The organism is Stenotrophomonas sp. LST15-1-1.1, assembly GCF_040815575.1.
In the GTDB taxonomy this organism is placed as follows: domain Bacteria; phylum Pseudomonadota; class Gammaproteobacteria; order Xanthomonadales; family Xanthomonadaceae; genus Stenotrophomonas; species Stenotrophomonas lactitubi_B.
In genome coordinates this window covers 728062-751378 of sequence record NZ_JBFPNJ010000001.1, presented here as the reverse complement: position 1 = coordinate 751378, position 23317 = coordinate 728062, and the positions used below count along the sequence as shown (strand labels likewise).

The 23317-nt window shown below is 67.5% G+C and carries 20 protein-coding genes; all 20 read right to left on the bottom strand.

The features are described from left to right. Positions 1 to 24 precede the first annotated feature (24 nt). Positions 25 to 408, bottom strand: a complete 384-nt coding sequence (locus tag MRBLST15_RS03430) for a hypothetical protein (RefSeq protein ID WP_025878966.1) — start codon at positions 406 to 408, stop codon at positions 25 to 27. 137 nt (positions 409 to 545) lie between these two features. Then, positions 546 to 1037, bottom strand: coding sequence for a chemotaxis protein CheW (locus tag MRBLST15_RS03425; RefSeq protein ID WP_367785229.1), 492 nt, complete (start codon positions 1035 to 1037; stop codon positions 546 to 548). Between the two features lie 182 nt (positions 1038 to 1219). Beyond that, complete coding sequence (locus MRBLST15_RS03420; RefSeq protein WP_265952288.1) at positions 1220 to 1993, bottom strand: flagellar brake protein; 774 nt, start codon at positions 1991 to 1993, stop codon at positions 1220 to 1222. Between the two features lie 213 nt (positions 1994 to 2206). After that, positions 2207 to 4453 carry a methyl-accepting chemotaxis protein gene (locus MRBLST15_RS03415; RefSeq protein ID WP_312704891.1) on the bottom strand — a complete coding sequence of 749 codons (2247 nt, stop codon included), beginning with the start codon at positions 4451 to 4453 and terminating at the stop codon, positions 2207 to 2209. Between the two features lie 385 nt (positions 4454 to 4838). After that, a complete protein-coding gene (locus tag MRBLST15_RS03410) occupies positions 4839 to 6818 on the bottom strand; it encodes a chemotaxis protein CheA (protein ID WP_367785228.1) in 1980 nt (659 codons plus the stop codon). 45 nt (positions 6819 to 6863) lie between these two features. Next, positions 6864 to 7229 (bottom strand): response regulator, encoded by a 366-nt coding sequence (locus MRBLST15_RS03405; protein WP_025878971.1) that lies wholly within the window; start codon positions 7227 to 7229, stop codon positions 6864 to 6866. Then, positions 7226 to 7534: an STAS domain-containing protein gene (locus MRBLST15_RS03400; protein ID WP_059064119.1), complete on the bottom strand. Its 309-nt coding sequence runs from the start codon at positions 7532 to 7534 to the stop codon at positions 7226 to 7228. Before MRBLST15_RS03400 ends, MRBLST15_RS03405 begins: the two co-directional genes overlap by 4 nt. A gap of 84 nt (positions 7535 to 7618) precedes the next feature. Continuing rightward, positions 7619 to 8857 (bottom strand): chemotaxis protein CheW, encoded by a 1239-nt coding sequence (locus MRBLST15_RS03395; protein WP_367785227.1) that lies wholly within the window; start codon positions 8855 to 8857, stop codon positions 7619 to 7621. After that, positions 8854 to 9636 carry a ParA family protein gene (locus MRBLST15_RS03390; RefSeq protein ID WP_180166993.1) on the bottom strand — a complete coding sequence of 261 codons (783 nt, stop codon included), beginning with the start codon at positions 9634 to 9636 and terminating at the stop codon, positions 8854 to 8856. The genes MRBLST15_RS03395 and MRBLST15_RS03390 overlap by 4 nt, the downstream gene beginning before the upstream one ends. A 4-nt stretch (positions 9637 to 9640) precedes the next feature. Next, entirely contained in the window at positions 9641 to 10654 is a 1014-nt protein-coding gene (gene motD, locus MRBLST15_RS03385) for a flagellar motor protein MotD (protein WP_265952292.1), read from the bottom strand. A gap of 1 nt (position 10655) precedes the next feature. Next, on the bottom strand, positions 10656 to 11396 hold the full coding sequence (locus MRBLST15_RS03380; RefSeq protein ID WP_108749544.1) for a flagellar motor protein: 741 nt from the start codon (positions 11394 to 11396) through the stop codon (positions 10656 to 10658). Between the two features lie 126 nt (positions 11397 to 11522). Continuing rightward, entirely contained in the window at positions 11523 to 13361 is a 1839-nt protein-coding gene (locus tag MRBLST15_RS03375) for a chemotaxis protein CheA (protein ID WP_265952293.1), read from the bottom strand. A 2-nt stretch (positions 13362 to 13363) separates the two neighbouring features. Next, on the bottom strand, positions 13364 to 13969 hold the full coding sequence (locus MRBLST15_RS03370; protein WP_265952294.1) for a protein phosphatase CheZ: 606 nt from the start codon (positions 13967 to 13969) through the stop codon (positions 13364 to 13366). Beyond that, the gene (cheY, locus tag MRBLST15_RS03365; RefSeq protein WP_005413247.1) at positions 13969 to 14361 is read right to left on the bottom strand and encodes a chemotaxis response regulator CheY; all 393 of its coding nucleotides are present in this window, start codon (positions 14359 to 14361) and stop codon (positions 13969 to 13971) included. Before cheY ends, MRBLST15_RS03370 begins: the two co-directional genes overlap by 1 nt. A 19-nt stretch (positions 14362 to 14380) precedes the next feature. After that, positions 14381 to 15124 (bottom strand): RNA polymerase sigma factor FliA, encoded by a 744-nt coding sequence (locus tag MRBLST15_RS03360; RefSeq protein WP_025878979.1) that lies wholly within the window; start codon positions 15122 to 15124, stop codon positions 14381 to 14383. Continuing rightward, on the bottom strand, positions 15121 to 16008 hold the full coding sequence (locus MRBLST15_RS03355; RefSeq protein WP_265952298.1) for a MinD/ParA family ATP-binding protein: 888 nt from the start codon (positions 16006 to 16008) through the stop codon (positions 15121 to 15123). Before MRBLST15_RS03355 ends, MRBLST15_RS03360 begins: the two co-directional genes overlap by 4 nt. Further along, positions 15995 to 17614, bottom strand: coding sequence for a flagellar biosynthesis protein FlhF (gene flhF, locus MRBLST15_RS03350; RefSeq protein WP_367785226.1), 1620 nt, complete (start codon positions 17612 to 17614; stop codon positions 15995 to 15997). The genes MRBLST15_RS03355 and flhF overlap by 14 nt, the downstream gene beginning before the upstream one ends. Before the next feature lie 145 nt (positions 17615 to 17759). After that, positions 17760 to 19862 (bottom strand): flagellar biosynthesis protein FlhA, encoded by a 2103-nt coding sequence (flhA, locus tag MRBLST15_RS03345; RefSeq protein ID WP_367785225.1) that lies wholly within the window; start codon positions 19860 to 19862, stop codon positions 17760 to 17762. Next, positions 19859 to 20989 carry a flagellar biosynthesis protein FlhB gene (gene flhB / locus MRBLST15_RS03340; protein WP_251475208.1) on the bottom strand — a complete coding sequence of 377 codons (1131 nt, stop codon included), beginning with the start codon at positions 20987 to 20989 and terminating at the stop codon, positions 19859 to 19861. The genes flhA and flhB overlap by 4 nt, the downstream gene beginning before the upstream one ends. Positions 20990 to 21122: 133 nt before the next feature. Further along, positions 21123 to 23249, bottom strand: coding sequence for a putative bifunctional diguanylate cyclase/phosphodiesterase (locus MRBLST15_RS03335; RefSeq protein WP_367785224.1), 2127 nt, complete (start codon positions 23247 to 23249; stop codon positions 21123 to 21125). Between the last annotated feature and the right edge of the window lie 68 nt (positions 23250 to 23317).

Genomic DNA, 23317 nt, shown 5'->3' with positions numbered 1-23317 from the left:
CGGCGCGGTCTGACGGACAGCGGATTACTTGATGTTGGCCAGCTTCAGGCTGGACGGCGAGCTGACTTCGATTTCCGCACGCGAAGCGTCGCGCTGGATCTTGCCGATCACGCACACGGTCTTGCCTTCCAGGGTTTCCAGCGGGAAGGAGAACTTGCCGCGGTTCTCACCGGCGATACGGGCCGAGAAGGTGTGGCGCGGGAAGGCGCCGCCCATGTACAGGAAGGTCGGCTGGCCTTCGGAACCTTCTGCGAAGCGGGCCTTTTCGACCTTGCCGCAGACCATGCCGTCCTTGCCGACGGCGCGCGGTGCCATCTCCGGCGGAATCATCTCGGCCGACTGCGCGAAGGCGGAGGAAGCGGTGGTGGCCAGGACGGCAGCCGAAACGAACGCAAGCAGGGACTTCATCGGGGTGATTCTCCGGGGATGGTGATGGTGGATCCGGCCTTGGCGCGTTCCTGCGCGACCGGCTTCTGTCCCCCTATCGGCGTGGATGGGGGGAACTGAAGGGCTGCGTAACAGAAACGTGAAGAAGGTCCGTTTGTTCAGGCGGCGGCGTCTTCGACGACGTGGGCCTGGCCCATGTCGGCGCTGTCCAGCAGGGTTTCGATATCGAGCAGGATCAACATGCGGTCATCGTGGGTGCCGATGCCGGAAATGAAGCGGGTGTCGACGGCGGCGCCGAATTCCGGGGTCGGGCGGATCTGCTCGGCCGACAGCGGGATCACGTCGGAGACGCTGTCGACGACGATGCCGACCACGCGGTCTTCCACGTTGAGCACGATCATCACGGTGAAGGCGTCGTAGCGGGCATCTTCCAGGCGCAGCTTCAGGCGCAGGTCGATCACCGGCACGATGGTGCCGCGCAGGTTGATGACACCCTTGATGTAATCCGGCGCATCGGGGACGCGGGTGACGGCGTCGTAGCCGCGGATTTCCTGCACCTTGAGGATGTCCACGCCGTAGTGCTCGGCACCGAGGGTGAAGCTGAGGAATTCGCCATCGGCGCCGGCGGCGGAGCTGTTCTTGTCGTTCATCGAGGGGTCCTGGTTCTGCCGGAAGTGCCGGTGTCAGGCTCGATATCGGCCCCGTGGTGGGGGACTTTAGGCATCCATCCACGCATGGCGTGGATCTACTGGGGCCCGTATCCACGCATGGCGTGGATCTACCTGGAATGGGTAGTGCCGGCCGCTGGCCGGCAGATGCCGTTGTGGGTGTGTCAGAGCTCGCCGTTGCGGCGCGCCTTGCGCTGGCGGTCGATGCGGAAAATGTAGCGCTGGATGGCGCTGTCGCCGCCGCGGGGCAGGTCGTCGAAGCGCATGCCGACGCGCTTGACCTCGGTGCCGTTGGGCAGGCGCTGCGGCAGCAGGTTGCAGACCACCAGTCCGATCTGCAGGTCCGGGCCATCGGGCATCGACAATTGAGCCCGGTAGCGCTGTTGCAGGCTGAAGATCGCGCAGTCGACGGGCACCGTCACCGCCAGGCCGCCGCCACTGATGTCCACCACCCGCATCGACAGCGCTTCGGCCTGGGCCTCGCCTGGCGGCAGCAGCAGATGCGGTGAATCGGTGATCGGGGTTTCCAGCCGGTACAGTTCACGCCGCTGCAGGTGCACCAGTTCTTCGGGGAACGGTGCCCGGAAGGCGACATGGCCTTCGTTGTCCACGCGCTGCAGGTCGTGCAGGCGGAAACGCACCATCACCCGTTCCAGCTGGGCGAAGCAGAGCAGGTGGTCGGCCTGTTCGGCGGCGCGGTTGGAGGCTTCCTGCGGGCTGCCATCGAGCAGCAGGATGTCCTCGTCCTCGTCCAGTTCGAGCAGGGCGGTCGGGAAGGAGCGATCGCGGCCGTCGATATGGGCGTTGATCAGTGATCGCTGCTCGATCAGGGAACGCAGCAACTGCCGCACCTGGCGGGGATTGCGGACCAGAAAGCGATCGTCGGCGGCGTCGGCCGCATGGACTTCGGGCGGTGCAGTGTCGTGGCCGTCGGACATGGAATCTGTGGTCAGGGGCGGGCGCCGACGCGTGTGGGTGCGTGGCTCGAAAGAAGTATCGGCTGCGTTGCGGATTTATGTAGCACCGGACGCGCTCGACTGATTCGTTGTGCCATGCCGGACGCCGAAGGGCAAGCGGTCCGCTGGGGCCCGGCATGGCCAGGCGCCTGCGGTCCGCTGTCGGGGTGGCGCGGGGCCACCCCGATGCTGCGATCAGAACTCCTGCCAGTCGCCGTCGCCGGCCAGCGCCGGCTGTGCAGCGGGCTTGCGCACGCGCGATGGCGTGGCGATGGGTGCAGGCGCCGCCTTGCGCGGCGCACTTCCGGCCGGGGCCATCGCCGCACGCGGCGTCACGTTGGCTACGCTCGGCGCGGCCAGACGGAAGCGTGCAACGGCTTCGCCCAACTGCGCGGCCTGGTCTTCCATCGCCCGCGCTGCCGCAGTGGCTTCTTCCACCAGCGCGGCGTTCTGCTGGGTGGTTTCGTCCATCTGCACCACAGTCTGGTTGACCTGTTCGATGCCGGCTGACTGCTCCTGCGAGGCAGCGGAGATCTCAGCCATGATGTCGGTCACGCGCTGCACCGAGGCGACAATCTCGCCCATGGTGCTGCCGGCCTGGTGGACCAGGCTGGAACCTTCGGCGACCTTGCCGACCGATTCGTCGATCAGGCCCTTGATCTCCTTGGCGGCGGCGGCCGAGCGCTGGGCGAGGGTACGCACTTCGCTGGCGACCACGGCGAAGCCACGGCCCTGTTCACCGGCACGGGCGGCTTCGACTGCGGCATTCAGCGCCAGGATGTTGGTCTGGAAGGCGATGCCATCGATCACCGAGATGATCTCGGCGATCTTCTTCGAGGATGCTTCGATGGCCGACATGGTGGTGACCACTTGACCCACCACGCTGCCGCCCTGCGAGGCCACGCCATGCGCGCCGATGGCGAGCTGGTTGGCCTGGCGTGCGTGCTCGGCGTTCTGGCGCACGGTGGAGGTCAGTTCCTCCATCGACGCGGCGGTTTCTTCCAGATTGGCGGCCTGCTGTTCGGTGCGGCGAGACAGGTCGCTGTTGCCCGAGGCGATTTCGCCTGCGGCCAGGGTGATGCTGGAGGTGCTGGCCTGGATCTGGCTGACGATCTGGGTCAACTGGGCGACGGTGGTGTTGGCATCGTCACGCATGCGGGCAAACACGCCGTGGAACTGGCCGTCCATACGTGCGGTCAGGTCACCCCCGGCGATCGCCTGCAGCAGCTGCGACAGCTGGCCCAGGTTGCCGTCGGCGACCTGCATCATGCTGTTCAGCTGCTCGATCATCACGCGGAAATCGTGATCGAAGCGCTGCGCATCGCCACGCTGGCTGAAATCGCCGGCGGCAGCGGCCGAGGCCAACTGCTGGATCTGCGTGTTGATCGCCAGCAGGCTGGCCTTGGCAGCATCCATCGATTCGTGCAGGATCGCGCGACTGCCCGGCAAGCGGCGAGCATCGGGGGCGAGGTTGCCGGTGGCGTACTGGTTGAGCACGTCGATGGCATCACGGATCGCATCGAGGTGCTCGAAGATCACCGTGTTGATGCCGCCGGCGAGCTGGCCGTAGACGCCTGGGAAGTCTTCCGGAATGCGGTGGCTGATATCGGGGCCGGCATGCATCTGTGCCATCAGCTGGGTCTGCTCGGAGAAGCGACGCAGCATCGCGGTCATCTCCGCGGTGGCCGCCAGCATGCGGCCGGCCTCATCCTTGCCGGTGGCCTGGGTGGTGACGCTGAGGTCGCCACGGGCAACCGCCTGGATGGCATGCACGGCCTTGCCCAGCGGGCCGACCACGGCGCGCGAGATGATCACGGCCAAGGTGGCGGCGACCACGACCAGCAGCACGATGGCGGCGATGATGGCAAGCATGCTGTTGCGGTGGGTCGCGTTGGCGTCTTCGATCTTGCCCTGCATCTGGGTTCCCAGCAGCGTACCCAGCGCCTTCAGGTCCTCAAAGGCCTTGCGGCGCAGCGGGCGCGACTGCTCATCGGAGATCTGCCGGGCGGCCTCGCCATCACCCGCCGTCGCCGCTTCGCGCAGCTTGGTATTGGCGGCGAAGTAGCCATCGACGTCGGCCTGCACGGCCTGGTACAGCGTGCGCTCCTTGTCGCCGGCCGGCAGCTTGGCATAGGCGGCCAGCTGCTCGCGCACGACCGCAGCGGTGTCGTTCATGCGCTTGTTGTAGTCGGCCACCTTTTCCGGCTGGTCCAGCATGCTGATCTGGGCCAGTTCATAGGTGCGGAACTCACCCAGCTGCGAGCGCACTTCACCGAGGTACTGCACCGATGGGATGTCGTTGGTCGCCATCGAGGTCAGCTTGGCATTGGCTTCGGACAGGCGGACCAGGGCAAACGCACCCAGCACGACGGTCATCAGGGTGGTCAGGGTGAATCCCACAGCCAGCTTGCGGGCGATGGGCAGATCGTGGAACCACTTCATGCAGGGTGCTCCAAGGTGGGCAGAATACCGGCGGCGGCGCCGCGGGCAAAAAGGTCGTTGCAGGAGGGAACGGTCGTGCCGGGTGGGGGTTCGGTGACTGCCGTCAACCCGAGATAGCGGCGCAGCTGCGCCGTACTTTATGGACCGATGTCACATTCGCTGGCGTAGGGGGGGGCCACGGAAAGCAAGCACTGGCGGGGCTTTCGCAGTCACCGCGTGGTTTCAGGCGAAACCATGGGCCCGCTCAGGTTCACGGCGCAGGACGACGGAGTTCACAGTTGTGGGCGCAGCCGCGTTGCGCGTGACTACGATTGCTGCCTGCGGCCCGCGCAAACAAAAACCGCCGCCCCTGAGGGCGGCGGTCAGGCACAGCGCGTGGAGCGGCTCAGGCGGCCTGCGGTACCCGCAGCGAACGCACCAGGCCGCCGATGTCGACGATCAGGGCGACGCGGCCGTCACCGAGGATGGTGGCGCCGGAGACGCCGCCGATGCGGCGATAGTTGTTCTCGATGTTCTTCACCACGACCTGCTGCTGGCCGACCAGTTCGTCCACTTCCAGCGCGATCTTCTGGCCATCGCCTTCCACCACCACCACCAGCGATTCACTGCCGGGTGCGCGCTGCCCATAGCCGTAGTACTCGCTCAGCGACAGGATCGGCAGGTATTCGCCACGCACGCGCAGCACGCGGCCTTCGCCGGCCATGCTGCGGATGTCGTCCGGCTGCGGCTGCAGTGCTTCAAGCACGTAGGCCAGCGGCAGGATCAGGGTTTCGCCGGCCACTGCAACGGTCATGCCGTCGAGGATGGCCAGAGTCAGCGGCAGCCGGATCAGCGTACGGGTGCCGATGCCGAGGCCGCTTTCAATCTGCACCTCGCCACCGAGCGCCTGGATGTTGCGGCGGACCACGTCCATGCCCACGCCGCGGCCGGACAGGTCGGTGACCGCATCGGCGGTGGAGAAGCCGGGCTGGAAGATCAGGTCCCAGACCTGGGAATCGGTCGGGTTGTCCGGCACGGCCAGGCCACGTTCGTGCGCCTTGGCCAGGATCTTTTCGCGGTTCAGGCCGCATCCGTCGTCGCTGACTTCGATGACGATATGACCGCCCTGGTGCGAAGCCGCCAGGGTGATCGTGCCGGTTTCGTCCTTGCCGGCATCGCGACGCACGTCAGGCATTTCCAGGCCGTGGTCGATGGAGTTGCGGACCAGGTGCACCAGCGGATCGGCGATCTTTTCGATCAGGCCCTTGTCCAGTTCGGTGCCTTCGCCGATCGTGCGCAGGCGCACGTGCTTGCCGAGGCGGCCCGACAGGTCGCGGACCAGGCGCGGGAAGCGGCGGAAGACTGCGTCGACCGGCAGCATGCGCACGCCGATCACCGCTTCCTGCAGGTCGCGGGTATTGCGTTCAAGCAGGTCCAGGCCAGCGAACAGGCTCTCGGCATGGACCGGGTCCAGCGCGTGCGAGACCTGCTTGAGCATGGCCTGGGTGATGACCAGCTCGCCGACCAGGTTGATCAGCGCATCGACCTTGTCGACGCTGACGCGGATGGAGGTTTCCGCTTCCTGGCTGGCGCCGGCGCTCGCCGTCGGTGCGGCAGCGACAGGCGCGGGGGCAGCCACTGGCGTGGCGGCCGGCGCCTGGGTGGCGAGGCTTGGCGGTGCGGCCGGACGGATGTCCAGTTCGCAGTCGTCCAGCACCCAGGCGAAGGTGTCTTCGATCTTGCTGCGCGGCACCTTGCCGACCAGGCCCAGGTCCCACGCAAGGTGGGCTTCGAGCGGATCGAGCTGGGCAAAGCCGGGCAGGCGATCCATGCGTGCGGCGACCTGGAGCGAACCCAGGTGTTCCAGTTCGCGGATGATGCGCAGCGGGTCGTTGCCGCTCATGAACAGCGACGGCGCCGGAGTGAAGCCGATCTGCCAGGCTTCCGGTGTGTCGTCGACCTTGCTGGCGGCGGCCGGCGCAGCGGCGGCCGGCGCCTGGCCGGACAGCACCGATTCCAGGCGCGCTTTCACCGCGGCAACCGCTGCGGGGTCGGCGGGTTGTCCGTGCTCGGCCTCGCGCAACAGGGCACGCAGCACGTCCACCGACGACAGCATCGCATCGACGGCGTTGCCTTCGAGTGCGCGCTTGCCGGCACGCAGCTCATCCAGCAGCGTCTCCAGCACGTGGGTCAACCCGGCGATGGCATCGAAGCCGAACGTGCCGGCGCCACCCTTGATGGAGTGGGCGGCACGGAACACCGAGTTGATGATCTCCGGGTCCTGTTGTCCCGATTCCAGGGCCAGCAGGCCAGCCTCCATGGCGTCGAGGCCTTCGCGGCTCTCCTCGAAGAAAGTGGCGTGGAAGCGTTGCAGGTCCATGCTCATGGCAGTGGCGATCCGGAAGCGAAGAGGGGGAGCAGTGCGGGGCGATCAGCCCAGCACTTTCTGCACGGTGGCGACCAGCTGTTCGGGATTGAACGGCTTGACCAGCCAGCCGGTGGCACCGGCGGCCTTGCCTTCGGACTTCTTGTCCGCGGCCGATTCGGTGGTCAGCATCAGCATCGGCGTGAACTTGTAGTCCGGCAGCTGGCGCAGTTCGCGGATCAGCGCGATGCCGTCCATGTTCGGCATGTTGACGTCGGTGACCACCGCATTGAAGCGCTGGCCCTTGGCACGTCCGAGCGCGACCGCGCCGTCTTCAGCTTCTTCGACGGCAAAACCGGCCGAGGTGAGGGCGAAGGAAACCATCTGGCGCATCGACGCCGAATCGTCCACCACCAAGATACGTGCGCTCATGCAGCGTTCTCCACAGATTTCAGGTTGTCATGGGGTACGTCCAGGCCCAGGGCCTGGGTGACGCCCAACAGGCGTGCAGCGTCACGGAAGGTTGCAGTGCAACCGTGGAAGCCGGTGCCCAGGCCTGCCTCGCGGCGGGCCTGTACGAAGGCACACAGCACCTGCACGCTGGCGGTATGGATGCGACCGACCTGGCTTGCATCCAGGGTCAGCTCGCCTGCTTCCGCCACCAAGGGCGAAAGGCGGTTCTTGAGCTCGGTGCTGCTCTCGATGCCGAGATCCTCACCCAGTTCGACAGTGCTCATCGTTGCTCCGGACAAACGGTTCCAGCATTCATAACGGCACCGCGGGGCGGTTCTTTAGGGGAGGTATCGACGCGGAGCGCCGATTCACCCCAGAAGCTGCGTGGCGTCGAGCAGGATCATCGGCCGCTGGCTGATACGGGCTACGCCGCGGAACAGGTCATTGGATATCTGGCAGATGCGGGCGGTATCGGGCGGTTCGATCTGCGAGTCGGTCAGATTGGCGACGTCCTCGACGGCCGACACGCGCAGCCCCAGGGTCTCGCCGTTCTCTTCGAGCACGACGATGCGGGTCTGCGCGTCATCCTCGGCAGAGGCTGCGCCCAGGTGCAGGCCGAGATCCATCACCGGCACCACCTGGCCACGCAGGTTCATGATGCCGAGCATTTCCGGGGCGGTACCGCGCAATGGCAGCAGCGGCACCGGCAGCACCACTTCCTGCACCTTCAGCAGCTCCAGCGCGTAGGCCTGGGTGCCGCAGCGCAGGCGCAGCCAGCGCGAGGTGCGCTCGCCGGCACGGCGGTTCTGCGGGTGCGGGCTGCTGGCGGGCTGATGTGCCTGCGCCTGCAGCTCCTGCCAGGTGCCGGGGCGGTTGCTGGACGGGGTGTCGACCGCGATCCGTGGCGGCGGCATTACGGCGGCGCGGGTCATCGACGGCATCGCTGACGGTGCCGGGCGCGCTGCAGGGGTGGAAACGGCCGGCGCGGTGATGGCGGGAACCACGTCGCCATCGGCGGCAGCTTCGAACGCGGCCTGCAGCCCGGGACTATCGGTGTGCGCGAGGCTGTCGGCGGCGTCGGTTTCGTAGATCACTTCGTCCGGCAGGTCATCCCAGGTGGGTTCCGGCGCAGGCGGTGTGACAGGGGCAGCAGCCACGGGCGCGGTTTCATGGATCACTTCAGCCGGCAGATCGTCCCAGGTCGGCTCGCGCTCGGTGTCGGCCGCAGGTGCGGCGACGGCGTCAAAGGCGGCTTCGAGGGACGCATCGTCGTTGGCCGGGGCCGCTGCGACGGTGTCGGTTTCGTAGATCACTTCGGCCGGCAGATCGTCCCAGGTCGGCTCGCGCTCGGCGTCGGTTGCAGGCGCGGTGGCGGCGTCAAAGGCGGCTTCGAGGGAAGCATCGTCACTGGCCGGGGCCGCTGCGACGCTGTCGGTTTCGTAGATCACCTCGGCCGGCAGATCGTCCCAGGTCGGCTCGCGCTGGCCGTCGGCTGCTGTACTCGTCGGGCGTGGCGTGGCATCTGTGGCCACCGGTGCGACCGGTGCCACGGCAATGTCGCCGAGCAGCTCGTCCAGATAGTCATCCAGCATGCCGGTGGTGTTCATGCCGCCTGCTCCAGGGCGCGTGCGTCCTCACCGAGGATCCAGTTCAGCGCGCGGCGATAGGCCGCCAGGCCACGGCCCGGGTAGTCCTCGCCGATGCTCGGCAGGGTCAGGCCGGCCGCGTTGCTGATACGGGTGTCGATCGGGATCGCATCTTCCCAGACGCGGCTTGCGTGGCGGTCCTGCATGGCGCGCAGCGATTCATTGCCGGTGCGGGTGCGGCGGTCGAACAGCGTCGGCAGGATCGAGATCGGCAGCGGGCGGCGGCGCGAACGCTCGACCATTTCGCCGGTGCGGACCATGCCATCCAGGCCGTGCAGGGCCAGCGGCTCAGCCTGGGTGGGGATGATCAGGCGATCGGCCGCGGCCAGCGCGTTGATCATCAGCAGGCCCAGCGTCGGTGCGCAGTCCAGCAGGATGTAGTCGTGCTGGCCCTGGTGGCGGGCGAGGGCGTTCTGCAGTGCCAGGCCCAGGCCGGGCTGGTTGGCGCTGCGTCGTTCCAGCGTGGCGAGCGAGGCCTGCGCGCACACGTAATCCAGCCCGCCGATGTTGCTGGCGTGGCTGAGCGTGGACAGGTCGGCCGGTGGTGCGCCGAACAGTTCCAGCACGCCGGTGGGTGCCGGCTCGATCGGTACACCGAAGGCGCGGGTCAGCGAAGCATGCGGATCGAGATCGATCAGCAGCACGCGGTGGCCGAGCGCGGCCAGGCCGCGACCGAGGGCGAGGGTGGTGGTGGTCTTGCCGACTCCGCCCTTCTGGTTGGCGACTGCCCAGATGCGCATCGGATTACTCCTTCATTGCCGGGGGAACGGCGGCGCCGACACGGCTGCCAGCCGGCACCGGTGGCAACTGCACCGGTGCGATGGGGGAAGTGGGGGCGGTGGCCGGTGCTGCTGTGGCCTGTTCGCTGGCGCCACGGGTGGCGCCGGTGGCGGCATTCAGGCGTTCGCCCAGCGGGTCCACCGAATGGCTGGTGTCGGCCAGGATGATGACCATCACCCGCCGGTTGCGGTTGCGGCCCTGCGCGCTGTCATTCTCCTCGCGCGGGCGGAACTGGCCGTAGCCGACCATCGCCAGCCGCGACGGCTGCAGGCCCTGGTCGGCAAACAGATGCACGACGCTGGCCGCGCGCCCGGCCGACAGTTCCCAGTTGGACGGGAAGGTGGCGGTGGCGATCGGCACGTTGTCGGTGTGGCCTTCCACGCGCACGCTGTTGGGCACGTCGCGCAGCACGCCGGCCAGGCTGGCCAGGGTGTCGCGCGCGTGCACGTCCAGCGCTGCCGAGCCGGTCGGGAACAGGATGTCGCTGTTGATCTCGACTTCGATCCACAGTTCGGTGCGGCGTACGCTGATCATGCCGCGATCGATCAGTGGCGCCAGCGCAGCGGTCAGGCGGTCGGCGATGCTGTTGAGCTGGCGCTCGGCACGCGCGATCTGCTCCTGGTTGTGCACCGACACCGGCATGCGCATCTGCGAGGCCATCGCCGGCAGCAGGGTGGGGTCGTGCGATGGTGCGGGTGCGGACGGCCCGATCTTGGTGCCGGACTTGATCACCGACGGGCTGTCCCAGCCGCCGCCCTGCACCTGCTTGTTGCCGACCTGCACCGGATTGATGGTGCGCGGCGCACCACCGAAGGCATCGGTGAGGGCGTCGGCCATGATCCGGTATTTGCCCTCGTTGACCGAGGAGATCGCGTACATGACCACGAAGAAGGCGAGCAGCAACGTCATCAGGTCGGCATAGGGGATGGCCCATGCTTCGTGGTTGGCGTGCTCTTCGTGGTGCTTGCGGCGGGCCATGTCAGTGCAGGAAGCCGGAGAGGTTGGTTTCGATGTTGCGCGGGTTCTCGCCCTGGGCGATCGAGATCAGGCCTTCGATGACCATTTCGCGGTCGCGCGAGTTGTGGGCGATCACGCCCTTCAGCTTGGCGGCGATGGGCAGGAACAGCAGGTTGGCCGAGGCTATGCCGTAGATGGTGGCGGTGAACGCTGCGGCGATGCCGTGGCCGAGCTTGCTCGGGTCGGCGAGGTTCTTCATCACCGCGATCAGGCCGAGCACGGCGCCGATGATTCCCAGCGTGGGCGCATAGATGCCCATGGCCTCGAATACCTTGGCGCCGGCCTGGTCCTGGTGTTCCTGGCTGCCGAGTTCGATTTCCAGCATGTGCCGGATCGATTCGGGTTCCACACCGTCCACCAGCAGTTGCAGGCCCTTGCGCAGGAACGGATCACGCTGCGCTTCCACCTGCGATTCCAGGCCGAGCAGGCCCTGGCGGCGCGCGATGTTGCTCCATTCCACGATCTGCTGGATAAGTTCGCGACGGTCGCTGTGCGGCGGCCGCACGACCCAGCGCACGATCTTGAACGCATGCTTGAACACCGCCGGCGCGGTATGCAGCAGGATGGCCGCCACGGTACCCACGATCACGATCACAAAGGCGGCAGGCGACCACAACGACGCCAGGCCGGCGCCCTTGAGGATGCTGCCACCGACCAGCGAGGCCAGGGCGAGGAAAAGTCCAATGAGGCTGAGTCTATCCATGGGTCCGGTATCGGCTTGTATGAATGGGACTTGAGACACCGGGAGAAGCTGGTGTAACGGAGTTCACAGTTTCTTCTGTCGCCGGGCATGGCCTGGCGCTGCTGCGTGTCAGGTTCAGGAATCGGCTCAGTCGTGTGGGCTGCGCAGTCCGTCCACGTCCAGGATCAGGGCCATGCGACCATCGCCGATCAAGGTTGCACCGGCGTAACCGCGCAGGCCGCGCAGGGCCTTGGGCAGTGGCTTGATGACCACTTCCTCGCGCCCGCGCACCTGGTCCACCACCAGCCCGAAGCGCGCTTCACCGGCCTGCAGCACGACGATGGTCAGCAGCGGCGAGGCGGCCGGCGTCACATCCAGCCATTGCCGCAGGTCGACCAGCGCCAGCGTGTGCGAGCGACGATCCAGCACGGCGCGGCCATCGAACCAGCCCAGCGAGGTGCGCGGCGCGTGCAGCACTTCCATCACACGGGCCAGCGGCAGTGCGTAGACGTCTTCGCCGGCCTGCACCAGCAGGGTCGGCAGGATTGCCAGGGTCAGCGGCACACGGATCATGAAGCGGCTGCCGCGGCCCAGTTCCGACTGGATCTGGATCTGCCCGCTCAGTTCGCGGATGCGCGACTGCACCACGTCCATGCCGACGCCGCGGCCGGAAATGTCGGTGACCTGCTGCTTGGTCGAGAAGCCCGGCAGGAACACCAGATGCAGGCATTCCTCGCTGCTCAGGCGGGCGGCGGCCTCCGGATCGATCAGGCCCTTCTCGCGTGCCTTGGCGCGCAACTTTTCCGGATCGATGCCGGCACCGTCGTCCTGCACTTCGATGCTGACGTAGTCGCCTTCCTGCTGCGCCGACAGGCGCACGTGGCCCATCCGCGGCTTGCCCTGTGCTTCGCGCAGGTCAGGCATTTCCACGCCATGGTCGATGGCGTTGCGGACCAGGTGGACCAGCGGGTCGGCCAGCGCTTCGACCAGGTTGCGGTCGAGCTCGGTCTCGGCGCCGATCAGTTCCAGATCCACCTCCTTCTTCAGCGAACGCGCAACGTCGCGCGCCACCTTCGGGAAGCGCGAGAACACCTTGCCGACCGGCTGCATGCGGGTGCGCATCACTGCCGACTGCAGGCGTGCGGTGGCGATATCCAGGGTCGACACCGCGCGGTCCAGCTCTTCATCGCGCAGGCGTGTGCGCAGCGTCTTCAACCGGTTTCGTGACAGCACCAGTTCGCCGATCAGGTTGACGATGGCATCCAGGCGCTTGGTATCCACGCGCACGGTGTGCTCGGCTTCGGCGACGGGCTTGTTGGGCGCCGGCTTGGCCGCTGGCGGGGCCGGCGCGGGTGCCGGTCGCGGTACCGGTGTGGCAGCAACCGCAGCGGTGGTGTTGCTGCCCGGTGCGGCGCCGCCATGCAGCTGGTCGAGCAGCGCCTCGAACTCGTCTTCGCTGATCATGTCGTCGGCCTTCTTCGCCGCCGCCACGGGTGCCGGTGCTTTGCCACCATGCAGCTGGTCGAGCAGGGCTTCGAACTCGTCGTCGGTGATCAGGTCGCTATCACCTGCGCCCGGCGTCGCGGCCGAGGGCGCAGCCGCGCCACCGCCATGCACATCGAACTGGGCGACCAGTTCGGGCGGGGCAAAGCCGGGCTCGGTACCCGAGGACACCGCGTCAAGCATCGACTGCAGGTAGTCCAGTGATTGCTGGGCGGCATCGAAGTGATGTGCCTGCAGTACGGCCTGGCCGGCACGCGCGGCGCCCAGCGCTTCTTCGGCGGCGTGGCACAGTTCGACCATCGCGGTGATGCCGAGGAAACCTGCGCCGCCTTTCAGCGTGTGGTAGCCACGGAACACCGCGTTGAGCTGTTCATTGTCCTGCGGTGCCTGTTCCAGCGACACCAGCTGTTCGCCGAGGCGATCCAGGATTTCCTGGGCCTCGATGATGAAATCGGCAGTGATGTCGTCGGCTACCGCGCTCATGGTTACAGCCCCAGATCCGACAACAGGTCGTCGGCGTCGTTCTGCGAGACCGCATGGCGGTCCAGTCCCTTCAGTGCCGGCCCGGCCAGTTCCGGGTCGGTGCGATGCTGTTCCGGCGGCAGGCCGAGCGCGCCGAAGCCTTCGTGCACGCGGCGGACGATGCCGACCACGCGGCGGATGATCTGCCCGGTCAGGTCCTGGTAGCTCTGGGTCAGGGCGATCTCGGTGAGGTTGTGGCGGATGCGGTCCAGCTGCACGTCCTGGCCCGGCTGCAGGCCATCGGCGCGCAGCTGCTCGGTCAGGCTGCGGCACTCTTCGGCCAGGTCCAGGGTGCGGTGGGTGGCCTGTTCGGTCATCGCCACCACGTGGTCCAGGCGCGCGCAGGCGTCGTCCAGCTCGCCGGCTTCATCGGGCACGGTCGGCAGTTCGCCCAGCGCCTGGCCCAGTTCGCGGGCCAGCCGCGAAAGGCCGCTCATCATCGGCTGGGTGCGCAGCGCCACCAGGCCGTCGATGCGCTGGCGCCAGGCCGTCTCGTCGCCGGATTCCAATGCATCCAGGGCTTCCTGCAGGCGCAGGGCGAGGGCGCTCTTGTCGACCGTGGTGTCCATCAAGCGCTGGCCGCCAGGCGTTCGAAGATCTTGCCGAGCTTCTCTTCAAGCGTCTGTGCGGTGAACGGCTTGATGATGTAACCGTTCACGCCGTTCTGCGCCGCTTCGATGATCTGCTCGCGCTTGGCTTCGGCGGTCACCATCAGCACCGGCAGGGTCTTCAGCTTGGCATCGGCGCGGATCGCCTTCAGCAGTTCGATGCCGGTCATCACCGGCATGTTCCAGTCGGTGACCACGAAGTCGAACGGCTGGCTCTGCAGCAACGACAGCGCGGCATGCCCGTCCTCGGCTTCGGCGGTGTTGGTGAAGCCCAGATCGCCCAGCAGGTTCTTGACGATACGACGCATGGTCGAGAAATCGTCGACGATCAGGATGCGCATGTTCTTGTTCAAAGCAGAGTTCCTTTGTTGATCAGCTCTCGAGGCCGGCGTCGGCCGCCTCGAAAATCTTCAGTCGGCCACGCAGGCGCAGGACCGCCTGGCCGTGGATCTGGCAGACCCGCGACTCGCTCACGCCGAGCACTGCGCCGATCTCTTTCAGGTTCAGCTCCTGCTCGTAGTAGAGCGACAGCACCAGCTGTTCGCGCTCGGGCAGGTGGCCGATGGCATTGCCCAGCTCGCGGCCGAACTCGCCGCGTTCCAGCACCTGCTGCGGGGTCGGGCCGCCCTGGGCGACGGTGTCCAGTTCGCCCTGGTCTTCAATGCGCGACTCCAGGCTCAACACCTGCCCGCGCGAGGCGTCCTCCATCAGTCGCAGGTACTCGGGCAGCGGCATCTCCATCGCAGCGGCCACTTCGGTGGCGCTGGCGGCGCGGCCGGTGCTCTGCTCCAGGCGGCGGATGGTGGCAGCGGCGTCGCGGGCACGGCGGTGCACCGAACGCGGCACCCAGTCGCCACGACGGATCTCATCGATCATCGAACCGCGGATGCGGATCGAGGCGTAGGTCTCGAACGAGGCGCCCTGGTCGGCGTCGTAGCTGCGCGACGCTTCGATCAGGCCCATCATGCCGGCCTGGATCAGGTCGTCCACTTCAACGCTGGCCGGTAGGCGTGCGGCCAAGTGGTGGGCGATGCGCCGCACCAGGTCCGAGTGCTGGGCGATGACCTCGTTGGCCGCCGTGCGCTGGACCTCTCTGTACTGGGCGGCGCCTTTCATGCGGCCACCCCGCGCTGCTTGATGATGCGTTCGAGGAAGAACTCGACGCCACCGCGCGGCTCGGTCGGGGCCTGCCAGCGGGCGGTGCGGCGGGCGATCTCGGTGATCGCCAGTGCCGACGGGCTGGATGGATAGGCCTTCACCACCGGCTGCTGGCGCTGCACCGACAGGCGCAGCCAGTCGTCCTGCGGCACGCAGCCGAGGTAGTTCAGCGAGACATCGGCGAGGAATTTCTCGCAGACGCGGGTCAGCTTCTCGTACAGCACGCGGCCTTCGTTGGGGTCGCGCACCATGTTGGCCACCACCTGGATGCGGTCCACGCCACGTTCGCGTGACAGCACCTTGATCAGGGCGTAGGCGTCGGTGATCGAGGCTGGTTCATCGCAGACCACCACCACGGTGTCCTGCGCGGCCTGGCAGAAGGTCAGCACGCCATCGGTGATGCCGGCGGCGGTGTCCACCACCATGATGTCCAGCTCGCGCTCCAGTTCGGAGAACACGTTGACCAGGCCCACATGCTCAGCCGGGGCCAGCTCGGCCATGTGTCGCCGGCCGGACGCGGCCGGTACCACCAGCACCCCGTTCGGGCCTTCGATGATCACGTCATCCAGGCTGCAACGCCCAGCGACCAGGTCGGCCAGGGTATTGGTGGGGTTCAGGCCCAGGATCACGTCGATGTTGGCCAGACCGAGGTCGGCGTCCAGCAGCAGGGTGCGTTTGCCCATGCCGGCAAGTGCCACGGCCAGGTTGGCCGACACGTTGGTCTTGCCGACGCCGCCCTTGCCGCCGGTCACGGCAATCGTGCGCACAGGGCCGAGCGGCTCGCTGCGGGTCGCCGTCAGCGGGAAGGTGGTGGTCAGCTTGGCGTACTCACGCGACGGCATGGTTCAACTCCGGGTTGCAGGGCATATCGGCCGCGCGGCGCAAATCTTCAAGGCGAAGTACAAGATTGGCTGCACTGGCCCGGTGCAGGTCGTCCGGGACGTCCTGGCCATCGGTCACCCAGGTGATCGGCAGCTTGTGGTCCACCGCCACCGACAGCGCGTTGCCGAAGCGGCCGGTCTCGTCCAGCTTGCTCAGCACCAGGCCCTGCAGGTTGGCCGCGCCGAAGCGGCGGACCACCTCGTCCATGTCGCTGAAGCTGGTGTTGGCCGGCAGCACCAGCAGGGTGCGGACCTGGCGGGCGGCGCGCAGCCATTGCAGCTGGGCGGCCAGCGCACGGTCGCGCGGGCCCAGGCCGGCGGTGTCGATCAGCACCAGCTTGTAGTCCTTCAGCCGCTCCAGCAGCTGGTCCAGGTCGGTGCCGCTGTTGGCCTCGTGCACCGCGATGCCGAGCTGGCGGCCATAGCCGTACAGCTGTTCACGGGCGCCGATGCGCATCGTATCGGTGGTGACCAGGGCGACATCGCGGGCCGCATGGGCTTCGGCGAAGCGCGAGGCCAGCTTGGCGATGGTGGTGGTCTTGCCGGCGCCGGTCGGGCCGACCAGGGCGATCACACCGCCTTCCTCCATCGGATCGACCGGAGCGATCGGCAGCTTGCGCGAGATCAGCCCCAGCATCAGGCCACGGCCACGATGCGCTTCGGTTTCCAGCGGAATCTGCATGGCCACGTCGCGGGCGATGCCAGCGTCGAAGCCGTACTCGTCCATCAAATCCAGCGCGGTGGCGCGCACCGGGCAGCCGCGCAGGCGCTCGTCGGTGAAGCGGTTCATTTCGCGCTCGATCACCTGGCGCATGCCGGCCACTTCCTGGCGCAGATGACGGATTTCGGCGTCGTCGGCGACCAGGGTGAGGGCAGGTGCCGGTGCCAGCGCCGGCAGCGGTGCCGGTGCAGCCTCCGTCGGCTGCATGGCAACCGACGCGTGGTGTGCTTCGTCTTCTGATGCGACGGCGGCCTGTAGGGCAACCGGCAACGGCGGCGGCGAGACTGCCGGCAGCTGCGTGCTGTCTTCCAGCGGCGGATCGATCTGGAAGCGGGCGCGGTTCACCGGCGCGGCTGCGGCCGGCGAGGGCGCCACGATGGCGTCGGCGAACGGGGCGAAGATCTGTTCCGGCAGCGTCGATTCATTGACGGCGGCACGCGCCAGGGTAGCGGCGAAGCCGGTGCTGCCGCGCGTCGGCACGATTTCGTCGGCGCTGTCCAGGGTGCGGCCGGTCGCGCCGACGGCGGCGCGGGCGAGGGCGGCGACGGCCGAGGTGGTGGCTGCCACCGGCTCCGGTGCCGGGGTGCTGCTGCGACGGCGGGTGACCGCAGCGATCACCGCGTCGGCGGCGGTACGCGGTTTCGGTGCGGGCGGCGGTGCCACGTCGCGACGCGACGCTTCCAGGGCGCGCTGCACGGCGCTCTCATCGTAGTTGGCGGCTGCCACGATCTCGATGCCTTCCTCGATCCGGCGGTTGGACAGGATCACGGCGTCAGGACCATGTTCCTTGCGCACCAGGTTCATGGCCGAGCGCATGTCGGCGGCGACGAATCGTTTGATTTTCATGCTGTGGTCACGGGACGAAGTCGGCGGAGTGGCGGTCGGAGAACGCGGGTGGTCGGTGGTCTGCACGGTTCGGGTTCCCCTTGGAATCTGTCTGTTGCGGGTGTTTGAAAGTGGTGTCTGTTTTCTGGCGCGTTGCAGGGCGGCGTCAGCTGATCGTTCCGACCAGCTTCAGGCGCTTGTCCTCCGGCACCTCGCTGTACGCCAGGACCGACAGCGACGGAACGCTGTGGCGGACCAGGCGGGCCAGCGCGGCGCGCACCGGGCCAGGTACCAGCACCACCGCGGGCTCGTTGCGGGCTTCCTGCTTGCTGACACATTCGGCCAGGCTCTGGTGCAGTCGCTCAGCGAGTCCGGGTTCCAGCGCGGCGCCGTTGCCCTGCGTGGACTCCTGCAAGACACGTTCCAATTGCGGGTTGAGGGTGAACACCGGCAGCTCCGCCGACATTCCGGCGATCTCCTGCACGATGAAGCGGCCCAGCGCGGTGCGCACGGCGGCGGTCAGCGTGGCCGGGTCCTGGCTGTGCGGCGCATGTTCGACCAGTGCCTCGGCGATCTTGCGCAGCTGGCGGATCGGAATGCGCTCGACCAGCAGGTTCTGCAGCACGCGCACCACCGCCGACAGCGGCAGCGCCTTCGGCGTCAGATCTTCGACGAGCTTCGGCGCGCTCTTGGCCAGGTTGGCCAGCAGATGCTGCACTTCTTCGTGGCCAAGCAGTTCCGGTGCGTGTTCGCGGATCAGGTGCGAAAGGTGGGTGGCGACCACCGTGGCCGGGTCGACCACGGTGTAACCCAGGGTTTCGGCCTGGGCGCGCTGGTGCGGCTGGATCCAGGTCGCATCCAGGCCGAAGGCGGGGTCCTTGCCGGCGATGCCCTCCAGCGGACCAAGCGCACTGCCGGGGTCCAGCGCCAGCTCGCGGTCGGGATGGATCTCGGCGGTAGCCACCGGCACGCCATGCACCAATACCCGGTACCCGTTCGCCGGCAGTTCCAGGTTGTCGCGGATGTGTACCGACGGAATCAGGAAGCCGACGTCCTGGGTCAGTTTGCGGCGTACGCCCTTGATGCGGGGCATCAGCTCGCCCCCCTGGTTGCTGTCCACCAGCGAAATCAATCGATAGCCGACTTCCAGGCCCAGCGGATCGACCGGACGCAGTTCGTCCCAGCTGAGTTCCGCCGTGGGTGCGGGGGCAGCGGGGCGGCCCAGCGCGTTCAGCGCGTTGGTTTCGCCTGCCGCGGTGTCGGCCTGGGCCGGCGCCAGGCCCTTGCGGTACACCTTCCAGGCGATGAAGCCGAGGATGGCGGCCAGCGTCAGGAAAGCGACGTTGGGCATGCCCGGCACCAGGCCGACCACGCCGAGGATGCCAGCGGTAATGGCCAGCGCACGGTACTGGCCGAACACCTGGCCGGTCATCGCCTGCGCCATGTCCTGCGAGCGCGAGGCACGGGTAACCAGCATCGCCACCGCACTGGAGACCAGCAGCGCCGGCAGCTGCGCCACCAGGCCGTCACCGATCGACAGCAGGGTGTAGGTGGCAGCGGCATCGCCGAACGGCATGCCATGCTGCAGCACGCCCACGGCCAGGCCACCCAGCATGTTGATGAACAGGATCAGGATGCCGGCGATCGCATCGCCGCGGATGAATTTGCTGGCGCCGTCCATCGCGCCGTAGAAATCGGCTTCCTCACGGACCTCTTCACGGCGCAGCTTGGCTTCCTCGCGCGTCAGCAAACCGGCGTTGAGATCGGCGTCGATCGCCATCTGCTTGCCGGGCATGGCGTCGAGGATGAAGCGCGCGGTCACTTCCGAGACGCGGCCGGCGCCCTTGGTGATGACCACGAAGTTGATGATGGTCAGGATCGCGAACACCACGATGCCGACCGCGTAGTTGCCGCCGATCACGAATTCGCCGAACGCGGCGATCACCTTGCCGGCCGCTTCGTGGCCGTTCTGGCCATTGAGCAGGATCACGCGGGTGGAGGCCACGTTCAGCGCCAGCCGCAGCATGGTGGTGATCAGCAGCACGATCGGGAAGATGGTGAAGTCCAGCGGGCGCTTCACGTAGACCACCGCCAGCAGCACCATCAGCGAGATGGCGATGTTGAAGGTGAACAGTGCATCGAGCACCGGCGCGGCCAGCGGCACCACGACCATGGCCAGCAGGGCGAGCACGATCAGCGGCGCGCCAAGGCCCTGGCGGATCATTTCAAGCGCGCGGCGGGTATTGAAGCTGGATGCCTGGGCGCTCATGGACGGCCCCCGTTGCCGAACTCATCAACCTGGATGTGTGGCGTGGACGGCATCGGGCCGGTCCGCCAGCTGCGAAGCTGGTAGACGTAAGAGAGGACCTGGGCGACGGCTGAATACAGTCTCACGGGGATTTCCTTGCCGAGTTGGCCTTCCCGATACAAGGCGCGTGCCAAAGGCGGGGCAGAGACGATGGCTACCTTGTTGCCGTCGGCCACTTCACGGATGCGCAGGGCGGTTTCATCCACGCCCAGGGCGACCACGGTGGGGGCGTTCATGGCCCCGCCTTCGTATTTCAGGGCCACCGCGTAGTGGGTGGGGTTGACCACCACCACGTCGGCAGTGGGGACCGCCTCCATCATCCGGCGGTTGGCCATCTGCTGCTGCAGCTGGCGGATGCGGCCCTTCACTTCCGGGCTGCCTTCGCTTTCCTTCATTTCCCGACGCAGCTCTTCGCGGGTCATCTTCAGCTTGCGCATCCAGTTCCAGCGCTGGTACGGCGCGTCGATGGCGGCGAGTACCAGCATTGCGCCTGCGGTGGCCAGCAGCAGCCTCAGGGTGAAGCCCAGGCCATCACCGATGGCGGTTTCCAGCGGCTGGTGGATCAGCCCGCGCAGGGTGTTGAAGCTGGTCCAGACGACCATGCCGGCGGCGACGCCGACGAAGGCTACACGCAGCAGCGACTTGATGAACTCGGCCACGGCTTCGGGGCCGTACAGGCGCTTCAGCCCGCTCATCGGGTTCATGCGGTTGATGTCGGGCATCATCGCCTTGGCCGACCAGCGCAGGCCGCCCATCACCACCGGCGCCAGGAAACTGGCCAGCAGGCAGACCAGCACCAGCGGCGCGATCACCCACATCAGCTGCAGCAGCAGGTCGCCGAAGTGGCCGAACAGGGCCTTGGGGTGCTGGCGCAGGCCCTGTTCGGGGCTGAGCGCATGGCGCATCCAGGCGCTGGCGCCGCTGGCCATCGAGCCACTCATGGCCATCACCGCGATCACCCCGGCGCCGAATACGGCGGCCGTGCCCAGTTCACGCGAGCGCGGCAGGTTGCCCTGCTCGCGGGCGTCGCGCAGGCGCTTTTCTGTCGGTTGTTCGGTTTTTTCGCCGGCGGATTCGTTCTCGGACATCACAGGCACTGCAGCAGGGGATGCCGGGGTGCGTGCAAGAATCGTTCCGTGACGGCGGCGCGGGGCATCCACGCATGGCGTGGATCTACCGGGTTTGGCTCCGCGGGAAGGGCCATCCACGCATGGCGTGGATCTACTGGGGGTTGCGGGGTGGCCCGCTGGCCAGCTCCACCCGTGGCCGCGGCAGGTCGTGCAGCTGCATGAAGCGGGCTGCGTCCACCGGCCGGCCCAGCAGGAAGCCCTGCAGGTAGTCGCAGCCCAGCCGCTCCAGATAGGCACGCTGCGCGGCGGTCTCCACACCCTCGGCCACGATGTCCATGTCGAGCGCATGGCCCAGCGCCACAATGGCCGACACGATCACCACGTCTTCGGCGCTGTGTTCCAGGTCGCGCACGAATGCATGGTCGATCTTGATCTCGGTGGCCGGCAGGCGCTTCAGGTACAGCAGGCTGGAGTAACCGGTGCCGAAATCATCGATGGAGATGCCCACGCCCAGTGCGGAGAAGCTCTGCAGCAGGCGCAGGCTGGTATCGGTATCGCGCATCACCGTGCTTTCGGTGATCTCCAGCACCAGGTTGCGCGGGGCGATCGCGTAGCGCTCGATCACCTCGCGTACGTCCTGCAGCAGGTGCGGGGAACTGAACTGCACCGGTGACAGGTTCACCGACATCGTCCAGCTGTCGTGGCCGGCATCATGCCAGTGCCGCAGCTGCTGGCAGGCCTGGTCCAGCGCCCAGCGGCCGATCTCGTTGATCGCACCGCTGCGCTCGGCCAGGCGGATGAAGCGGTCCGGCGGAATCAGGCCCTGTTCCGGGTGGCGCCAGCGGATCAGCGCTTCGGCGCCGGCCACCTTCTGGCTGGCCACGCGGATCTTCGGCTGGTAATGCAGGAACAGCTGCTCGCTGCCGATCGCCCGACGCAGGTCGGCCAGCAGGCGGAACTGCTGCTCGGCGCTGTCGTTCATCCAGTCGGCAAACAGCACGAACGCGTTGCGGCCCGACTCCTTGGCCTGGTACATCGCTGCATCGGCGAAGGCCATCAGCTGGCGTTCGCTGGCGGCGTGGTCGGGGCAGATCGCGATGCCGATGCTGGCGGTCACCTGCAGCTCGTTGTCCGGCAGCAGCGGGCCGCTGCCCACCGCCTGCAGGATGCGCCGGGCCAGGGTCGGCAGGTCCTCGTCGTGCTCGATGCGCACCACCAGCACGAATTCGTCGCCGCCCAGCCGTGCCAGCATGTCGTGCGGCCGCAGCAGCTGGCGGGTGCGTTCGGCCACGGCCACCAGCAGCGCATCGCCGGCCTGGTGGCCATAGGCATCATTGACCTGCTTGAAGCCGTCCAGGTCCATGAACATCACCGCGAAGCGGCTGCCGCCCTGTTCGGCCTCGGCCAGGGCCTGAACGATGCGCCGTTGCAGCAGCAACCGGTTCGGCAGGCGGGTGAGCGGGTCGTGCAGCGCAGCCTGGGTCAGTTCCTGCTGGGCGTCGGTCAACGAGGTGCTGAGCAGCGAATTGCGCAGGCGCAACAGCTGTGCCTCCACCCGCTGGTCCAGCCAGGACACCACCAGCACCACCGCCAGGATCGCCACGGTCAGCACCACCACCAGCATTGCCAGCCAGTTGTTCTGCAGGCCATCGCCCACCGCTGCGCCGCAGACGCTGCCTTCGGGGAAACGGGCGGCGGCCATGCCGGTGTAATGCATGCCGACGATGGCCAGGCCGAGCAGTCCGGCAGCGGCCAGGCGGTCGCCGATGCGGGTGTGCTGCGCGCGCAGGCGGAAGGCCACGTACAGCGCGGTCCACGACGCGGCCACCGCAACCAGCAGCGACAGCAGCAGCCACACCGGCTGGTAGTCGATGCCCGGTTGCATGCGCATCGCGGCCATGCCCACGTAATGCATGCTGGCGATGCCGCTGCCCATCAGCACTGCACCACCGGCCAGGCGCGGATGGGGCAGGGTGCGCAGCGATACCAGCCAGAGCGCGAACACCGACGAGCCGATCGCCAGTGCCAGCGACAGCAGGGTGATGGGAAGGTTGTAGCCCAGCGGGATGGGCAGGTCGAAGGCGAGCATGCCGATGAAGTGCATCGACCAGATGCCCAACCCCATCGCAAAGCCGCCGCCGAGGCGCCACCACCAGGTCGCGCCCTTGCCAGGCGCGGTGACGGTGCGCCCGGCCATCGCCAGCGCGGTGTAGGACGCCATCACTGCAACCAGCAATGAGGTCGCCACCAGCCACGGGTTGTACGTGCCTACCAGCATTCGTCAGTCTCCCGGACCTGCCTGTCAACGGAAAAACTACGGTGGGGCATGCGTAAGGCGGGCGACCA

Coding starts and splice junctions, on each gene's coding strand:
- MRBLST15_RS03430 (WP_025878966.1), bottom strand. CDS start 408: ATGAAGTCCCTGCTTGCGTTCGTTTCGGCTGCCGTCCTGGCCACCACC.
- MRBLST15_RS03425 (WP_367785229.1), bottom strand. CDS start 1,037: ATGAACGACAAGAACAGCTCCGCCGCCGGCGCCGATGGCGAATTCCTC.
- MRBLST15_RS03420 (WP_265952288.1), bottom strand. CDS start 1,993: ATGTCCGACGGCCACGACACTGCACCGCCCGAAGTCCATGCGGCCGAC.
- MRBLST15_RS03415 (WP_312704891.1), bottom strand. CDS start 4,453: ATGAAGTGGTTCCACGATCTGCCCATCGCCCGCAAGCTGGCTGTGGGA.
- MRBLST15_RS03410 (WP_367785228.1), bottom strand. CDS start 6,818: ATGAGCATGGACCTGCAACGCTTCCACGCCACTTTCTTCGAGGAGAGC.
- MRBLST15_RS03405 (WP_025878971.1), bottom strand. CDS start 7,229: ATGAGCGCACGTATCTTGGTGGTGGACGATTCGGCGTCGATGCGCCAG.
- MRBLST15_RS03400 (WP_059064119.1), bottom strand. CDS start 7,534: ATGAGCACTGTCGAACTGGGTGAGGATCTCGGCATCGAGAGCAGCACC.
- MRBLST15_RS03395 (WP_367785227.1), bottom strand. CDS start 8,857: ATGAACACCACCGGCATGCTGGATGACTATCTGGACGAGCTGCTCGGC.
- MRBLST15_RS03390 (WP_180166993.1), bottom strand. CDS start 9,636: ATGCGCATCTGGGCAGTCGCCAACCAGAAGGGCGGAGTCGGCAAGACC.
- motD (WP_265952292.1), bottom strand. CDS start 10,654: ATGGCCCGCCGCAAGCACCACGAAGAGCACGCCAACCACGAAGCATGG.
- MRBLST15_RS03380 (WP_108749544.1), bottom strand. CDS start 11,396: ATGGATAGACTCAGCCTCATTGGACTTTTCCTCGCCCTGGCCTCGCTG.
- MRBLST15_RS03375 (WP_265952293.1), bottom strand. CDS start 13,361: ATGAGCGCGGTAGCCGACGACATCACTGCCGATTTCATCATCGAGGCC.
- MRBLST15_RS03370 (WP_265952294.1), bottom strand. CDS start 13,969: ATGGACACCACGGTCGACAAGAGCGCCCTCGCCCTGCGCCTGCAGGAA.
- MRBLST15_RS03360 (WP_025878979.1), bottom strand. CDS start 15,124: ATGAAAGGCGCCGCCCAGTACAGAGAGGTCCAGCGCACGGCGGCCAAC.
- MRBLST15_RS03355 (WP_265952298.1), bottom strand. CDS start 16,008: ATGCCGTCGCGTGAGTACGCCAAGCTGACCACCACCTTCCCGCTGACG.
- flhF (WP_367785226.1), bottom strand. CDS start 17,614: ATGAAAATCAAACGATTCGTCGCCGCCGACATGCGCTCGGCCATGAAC.
- flhA (WP_367785225.1), bottom strand. CDS start 19,862: ATGAGCGCCCAGGCATCCAGCTTCAATACCCGCCGCGCGCTTGAAATG.
- flhB (WP_251475208.1), bottom strand. CDS start 20,989: ATGTCCGAGAACGAATCCGCCGGCGAAAAAACCGAACAACCGACAGAA.
- MRBLST15_RS03335 (WP_367785224.1), bottom strand. CDS start 23,249: ATGCTGGTAGGCACGTACAACCCGTGGCTGGTGGCGACCTCATTGCTG.